We start from the raw sequence: 7176 nt of genomic DNA on the forward strand, positions 1-7176 counted from the left end.
CGCCGCCGTCCTGAGCGCGCTCGCGGTGGTGCCTTGCGTCCCGGTCAGCCGGTGCCGCAGCCCGATCAGTTCATGCGCCAGCGGCAACACCGCGCGCAGGCGCGCCAGGTCGTCCTCGCTGAGCCAGCCGGACTGTTTCCCGCGCAGATAGAACGAAACGAAGCCGCCCCGCCCCACGCGGGACGCGACCGAGACCCGTTCGATTACCCCGTCGCGGGCGTAGATCGGGGCGCGCGGATCGCCCTCGGGCGGATGCCATCGGTCAATGACCAACCCGCCGGGGGGAGCGCGCCGAATCCGGTCGACGAAGTCGCGGCGCAACGTGTCATGCGACGTGATCCTGCGTGCGTTGATGTTGAACCAATAGTCGCTCATCTGCCCCGACCAGACCGACAGAACGGGCTGTGGATCGGCGAGGTCTGCCACCAGGAAGGCACCGAAATGGGCGATCTCGGCGGCTCTGCGGATATGGGCCAGCAAGGCCGCGCCGAACCCGTCGGTGGGCAGGCTGGCCACCAGGGCGGCCTGGGGGTCGCGGGGCAGGGGGGATGTGCGTGGCTCGTCACTCATTCGGGTGACAGAATAGGCGTGACATCTTCGGCTAAGCAAGAGGTCTCACCTCACGGGACACCGGGGCCGCTAATGACCCGCTATTTCTCAGACGCCAAGCGACCCGTCCACCTGGGGCCCTTCCCGCTGGAACGGCTCTGTCGCGTCGAAAAGGCCGATCTGACAGCGGTCCCGGCGATGGTCCCGGTCAGTTTCAATCGCCCCGACGCGCCTGAAAGCATCGTCAACGCGATGCGGGATTACCAGGCGATGCTGGACGCGCTGCGTGACGGGCTGGTGAACCCGGTGCCCTCGGACATTCCGGCTGACCCGCAGGAGCGGGCAAATCACCTCAAGGCCTTTGGCTATTTCAACGATGCGGCAATGGTGGGCATCTGCCGGTTGACGGAAGATACCCTGTTGGCGCAACCGATCGGGAACCCGGATATCGACCGGCTGGCCCATGACCTGAAGACGCGCCAGACCAAGACGCTCGCCTCTGGCATCGACGTGATCATGGCGGACCTCAAGGACAGCATGGAGGCGCCGCCGACAACGATCGAGGGGCATACCCACGCGATCGTCTATCTCTACGAAAACCCGAGAGAGCCCGCTGAAGACGAGGAGGGCTGCGACTGGCTGTCGGGTGCCCTGGCCGCGCGGGCCTGTCTGCGGGCCAACGAAACCGCCAGCGTGATCGCGAATTACCTGCGGCTTCTGGGCTTCGCGGCAAAATCCCATTCAGGCGCGGCATCTGACGTGGACCTCAACCGGCTGAGCGTGGCGGCCGGTCTGGCCAGGGTCGAGGCGGGGCAACTCGTGGCCCCCTTCATCGGCACACGCTTTGGCGTGGCGGTGGTCACCTGCCGGATGGACCTGGCCTGCGACAGGCCGCTCGCCGCGCGCCCCGGTTTGGGCGGGCTGAGCTGGGCGATAGGCAAGGGCGTCCAGCGCTCGGCGCTCAATCGCAACCCCTATGACAAGCGTCGCTTCGTCGACGGCGCGCATCCGTTCGAGAAGCTCAAGCGCTTCGACAGCCCCACCACCTATATCGACGAGGCAAACGTGCCCCGCGTGCCCAAGCGGGCCGACATGTTCGCCCGCGCCCAGTTCGGGGACATGGGCAAGGCGCTGCAAGAGGGCGCCAAGGGCGGCTACTACGCCCGCAAGGCCGCGCCGTCTTATGCGCAGCGTCGGGCGCTTGGGGCCTTCGTGCTGATCCAGGACGGCATGCCGAACCCTGACGGGCCGTGCCCCCCGGATGCCGCCCGCAATGCCGCGAACATCAAGGCGGCCAGCTATTTCCTTGGCGTCGACGCGGTGGGGATCTCGCGCTGCCCGGACTGGACCTGGTATTCGCACGATGCTGTGGGAGACCCCATTGATCCGCCCCACGACCAGGCGATCAGCATGATCATCGACCAGGGCTACGAGACCATGGAGGGCGCCAGCGGCGACGACTGGATCTCCGTGGCCCAGTCCATGCGCGCCTATCTGCGGTTTTCCCTCCTGGGCGGGGTGATCGCGCAGCAGATCAGGAACCTCGGCTATGGCGCCAAGGCGCATACGGTGCTGGATGGCGAGGTATTGCAGCCGCCGCTCCTGCTGCTGTCGGGCCTGGGCGAGGTTAGCCGCATCGGCGAGGTGATCCTGAACCCCTATCTCGGCCCGCGTCTCAAGTCGGGCGTGGTCACCACCGACATGCCGCTGGCCCATGACAAGCCCATCGACTTCGGGCTTCAGGCCTTCTGCGAGAGCTGCAACAAATGCGCCCGCGAATGCCCCTCGGGGGCGATCACGGCTGGCCCGAAACTGATGTTCAACGGCTACGAGATCTGGAAATCCGACAGCCAGAAATGCGCGACCTACCGGATCACCACCAAGGGCGGCGCCATGTGCGGGCGCTGCATGAAGACCTGCCCATGGAACCTTGAAGGCCTCTTTGCCGAAAAGCCCTTCCGATGGGCAGCGATGACCATTCCGAAGGCCGCGCCGCTTCTGGCCAGGCTCGATGACGCGGTGGGCAATGGCGGCCTCAATGACGTCAAGAAATGGTGGTGGGATCTGGAGCTGGAGCCTGACGGGGCCTACCGGCCCACGAAGCACCCGCTCAATCGGCGTGATCTGCAAAGGGACCTCGACCTGAAATACGAGGATCAGACGCTCGCGGTCTATCCCGCACCCCTGGCCCCGCACCCCTGGCCCTACCCGTTCCCGATGGACCGCGAAAAGGGGATCGAAGCCTACCAGGCCATGGTCACGGCCCGCGAATACAAGCTGCGGCTTGAGCGGGGCGAAACGGATCACCTGCACGGCTACTCCGTGCCCGGGGATGCGCCGGTGATCCGGGTCGAGGTGACAAGGGCCGAGAAGATGACACCGGATGTCACCAAGTATGAGTTCCGCGCCCTCGATGGCGGCGACTTGCCCGAGTGGACGGCGGGGGCCCATCTCGACATCGTCGTGGCCCCTGAATTCCTTCGCCAGTATTCCATGTCCGGCGATCCCGGCGACCGCTCGGTCTACCAGATCGGCGTGTTGCGCGAAGATGCAGGCCGGGGCGGATCGAAGCTCATGCACCGGATTTTCGCGCCGGGGCGCAAGATCTTCATCTCCAATCCCATCAACCATTTCGAGCTTGAACCAGGCGCGACCCGGACGCTGTTGTTGGGGGGCGGGATCGGGGTCACGCCGATGATCGCCTTCGCCCATGCGCTGCATCGCGAGGGCAGGGAGTTCGCACTGCACTATTCCTGTTCCACGCGCGCGGCGGCCGGGTATCTCGACGATCTGGCAAAGATGCCCTGGGCGGACCGGGTGCACTACCATTTCTCGGACGAGGGAACGCGTGCCGATCTCGACCTGCTGATGGCGGGGTATCAGCCCGGCTGGCACGTCTATACCTGCGGTCCCGATCGTTACATGAGCGCGGTGATCGAAGCCGCCGAGCGCGCTGGCTTCCCCGAAGAGGCGCGGCACCTGGAATATTTCTCGGTCCCCGAACAACCGGATTACGAGAACCACGCCTTCCGCCTGCGGCTGAAAGACGGGCGGATGCTGGATGTCGCGGCCGGACAGACGGCAGCGGAGGTGTTGCAGGCGGCGGGCATTGCCATCGACATCAAATGCGATGACGGGATCTGCGGCGTCTGCAAATGCGGGGTTCTGGCCGGAGACGTGGAGCATCGCGACTTCGTTTTGTCCAGGGCACAGCGCGAGGGCGCCATGATCACCTGCCAAAGCCGGGCCGCCAAACCCGGCGGCGTGATCGATCTCGACCTGTGACCCCCCGGGGTCGCCGCGCCCTCGGCGCGTCGACCGGGGCGCGATCCTGACGGATCGCGGGGCGATTTTTGGGAAAAATCAGACCGCGCCGCGACGGCAGCGGTTGGCGTGAAAGCGCGGACGGGGCGCTGACTGCGCCGAGCCTGTTGCCCGCCGATCCCGGACAAGGCAGGCTATCGGAAGACTGAACGAGACACCCCGGAGCCTGCCCCGATGTCCCCAGCCCCGTCCCGACGCACCGTTGCCCTGGGCCTGTCAGCGCTTGCCCTGTCGGGATGTGTCGCCGGGGGTGCGGGGCCTGCCACGCGCGACGACTGGCGCAGCGTCCCCGACCCTGCCTTCGACCGCTGGCTGGAGGGGTTCAAGAGCCGCGCGCGCAATGCGGGCAGTTCCGAGGCCACCCTGACGCGCACCTTTCGGGGCGTGGGCTATGTGCCCCTGGTCATCGAGCGCGACCGCAACCAGGCCGAGTTCAACCGCACGATGGAGGATTACCTAGCCATCGCCGCCTCGGACGACAGGATCGCCATGGGCCGCGCCAAGCTGCGCCAGCACGGGCGCACCCTGCAGGCGATCGAAGACCGGTTCGGGGTCGAGAAAGAGGTGATGTGCGCGGTCTGGGGCATGGAAAGCTATTACGGCACGCAGATGGGCGACGCGCCCGTGATCGCGGCCCTTGCGACACTGACTTTCGACGGGCGGCGCGGACGCTTCTTTGGAAGCCAGCTGATGTCCGCGCTCCGCGCCCTTGACCGGGGTGACACGACCCTCTCGCGCATGCGCGGAAGCTGGGCCGGGGCCATGGGGCATACGCAGATCATGCCCGAAGTGCTGGAGGATTACGGCGTCGATTTCGACGGGGACGGGCGACGCGGCTGCTGGGACGCGGACCCCACCGATGCCCTGGCCACCACCGCGAATTACATCGCTCGCCACGGCTGGACCCGCGGCCAGCCCTGGGCCGTCGAAGTGCGCCTGCCCGAGGGGTTCGATGCGGGGCTCGCCGGGCGCAGGCGCACCCGGTCGGTCGCGTCTTGGACCAACATGGGCGTGCGCGACATGGACGGTGCCCGCGTGCCCAACTATGGCGAGGCGGCTATCCTCATCCCCATGGGGGTGAACGGCCCGGCCCTGATGATCTTTGCCAACTTCACCGCGATCTGGCGCTACAACCCGGCCGAAAACTACGTGATCGGCATCGGCCACCTGGCCGACAGGCTGGCCGGTGGCCCGGCGTTCCGCGCAAGCTTGCCGCCAGATGAGCACGGCCTGACACGCGCAGGCCGGATCGAGGTGCAACAGCGCCTGACCGCGCAGGGCTATGACACCGGCGGCAGCGATGGCGTCATCGGCCCTGCCAGCCGCGCAGCCATCCGCGCCTATGAGCGCTCCCAGGGATTGCCGGAAACAGGCATCGCCACCGACGATCTGCTGGTGCGCTTGCGCCAAACCGCCTGATCGTCGCAGACAGGCCATTGCATGACGCGCCGGAGGCGTGACACCCATGACCATCGGGCGCATCGTCAGCTTCTCGCCCATGGAGAAACCGCTATGACCCAAGCCTTCATCGACCACCTGTCGCAAGAGCTCGACGGCCTCAGCGAGGCGGGCCTCTTCAAGTCCGAACGCGTGATCACCACGCCGCAGGCGGGCACCGTGGGTCTCGCCAACGGTCGCGAGGTGATCAATCTCTGCGCCAATAACTACCTCGGACTCTCCGATCATCCAGACCTTGTTGCAGCGGCGCAGGCCGCGCTCGACCGCTACGGCTATGGCATGTCGTCGGTGCGCTTCATCTGCGGCACGCAGGAGGCACACAAGGAGTTGGAGGCGCGCCTCTCTCGCTTCCTCGGGCATGAGGATACAATCCTATATTCGTCGTGCTTCGATGCCAATGCAGGGCTCTTCGAAACGCTTCTGGGGCCGGAAGACGCGATCATCTCCGACGCGCTCAACCATGCCTCGATCATCGACGGGGTGCGGCTGTGCAAGGCCAGGCGCCTGCGCTACGCCAATTCCTACATGGCGGATCTGGAGGCTCAGTTAAAGGCGGCAGAAGGCGCGCGCTTCAAGATGATCGCGACCGACGGCGTCTTTTCCATGGACGGTTATATCGCCAAGCTGCCCGAGATCTGCGATCTGGCTGACAAGTATGGCGCCATGGTCATGGTCGATGACAGCCACGCCGTTGGCTTCATGGGCGCAGGCGGGCGTGGCACGCCGGAACATTGCGGGGTGGCCGACCGGGTCGACATCCTGACCGGCACGCTTGGCAAGGCGCTTGGCGGGGCATCGGGCGGCTATACCAGTGGCCGCAAAGAGGTCGTGGAATGGCTGCGCCAGCGCTCGCGCCCCTATCTCTTCTCCAACACGCTCGCCCCCGTCATCGCGGCGACCTCGCTGAAGGTGCTCGACATGCTGGAGGCCTCAACGGACCGCCGCGACCGGCTGATGGAGAATGCCGCCCATTTCCGCGCCCGGATGGGAGCCGCGGGCTTCGACCTTCTGCCCGGCGAACACCCGATCATCCCCGTCATGCTGCGCGACCCGAAACTGGCGCAGGACATGGCGGCGCGGCTGGATGCCAAGAGGGTTTACGTGGCCCCCTTCAGCTTCCCCGTGGTGCCCAAGGGGCAGGACCGCATCCGCACGCAGATGAGCGCCGCCCACAGCCGCGCGGAACTCGACACCGCCATCGACGCCTTCATCGACGTTGGCCGTGACATGGGAGTGATCTGACATGCAGAACGACATGAAAGCCCTGGTGAAGGCCAGACCCGAACCGGGGCTCTGGATGGAACGCGTGCCCGTCCCCGAACCGGGACCGCAGGACGTGCTGATCAAGGTGAAGAAATCGGCCATCTGCGGCACCGACGTCCATATCTGGAAATGGGACGAGTTCAGCGCGAAAACCGTCCCCGTTCCCATGGTCGTCGGCCACGAGTTCTGTGGCGAGATCGTCGACATGGGCAAGGCCGCCACGAAATACAAAATCGGCCAGCGCGTCTCGGGCGAAGGCCACATCACCTGCGGAACCTGCCGCAATTGCCGCGCCGGGCGCGGGCATCTCTGCCGCAACACCAAGGGCGTGGGCGTCCACCGCCCCGGCAGCTTCGCCGAGTATCTCTGCATCCCGGAATCCAACGTGGTGCCGATCCCCGACGACATCCCCGATGAGATTGCGGCGATCTTCGACCCGTTCGGAAACGCCGTCCACACGGCGCTCAGCTTCGATCTGGTGGGCGAGGATGTGCTCGTCACCGGGGCGGGCCCCATCGGCATCATGGGTGCGCTCGTCGCCCAGAAGGTGGGCGCGCGCAAGGTGGTGCTGACCGATATCGC

The 7176-nt window shown here is 66.3% G+C and carries 5 protein-coding genes; 4 read left to right on the forward strand and 1 reads right to left on the reverse strand.

The window, feature by feature from the left end; genetic code table 11:
- A partial coding sequence (locus tag ACEQXV_RS04615; protein WP_370268111.1) for a LuxR family transcriptional regulator occupies positions 1 to 570 on the reverse strand: 570 nt, incomplete at its 3' end.
- A gap of 72 nt (positions 571 to 642) precedes the next feature.
- Between ACEQXV_RS04615 and ACEQXV_RS04620 the strand changes: the two genes are divergently transcribed.
- From ACEQXV_RS04620 to ACEQXV_RS04635, 4 genes are all read left to right on the forward strand, one after another.
- On the forward strand, positions 643 to 3834 hold the full coding sequence (locus tag ACEQXV_RS04620; protein WP_370268112.1) for a reductive dehalogenase: 3192 nt from the start codon (positions 643 to 645) through the stop codon (positions 3832 to 3834).
- Between the two features lie 213 nt (positions 3835 to 4047).
- The gene (locus ACEQXV_RS04625) at positions 4048 to 5292 is read left to right on the forward strand and encodes a lytic murein transglycosylase (RefSeq protein WP_370268114.1); all 1245 of its coding nucleotides are present in this window, start codon (positions 4048 to 4050) and stop codon (positions 5290 to 5292) included.
- Between the two features lie 93 nt (positions 5293 to 5385).
- Entirely contained in the window at positions 5386 to 6573 is a 1188-nt protein-coding gene (locus ACEQXV_RS04630) for a glycine C-acetyltransferase (protein ID WP_370268117.1), read from the forward strand.
- A 13-nt stretch (positions 6574 to 6586) separates the two neighbouring features.
- Positions 6587 to 7176: alcohol dehydrogenase catalytic domain-containing protein (locus ACEQXV_RS04635; protein ID WP_370268116.1), on the forward strand; the 590-nt coding region annotated here is incomplete at its 3' end.

It is taken from the genome of Nioella sp. (genome assembly GCF_964229645.1).
Taxonomy (GTDB): domain Bacteria; phylum Pseudomonadota; class Alphaproteobacteria; order Rhodobacterales; family Rhodobacteraceae; genus Nioella.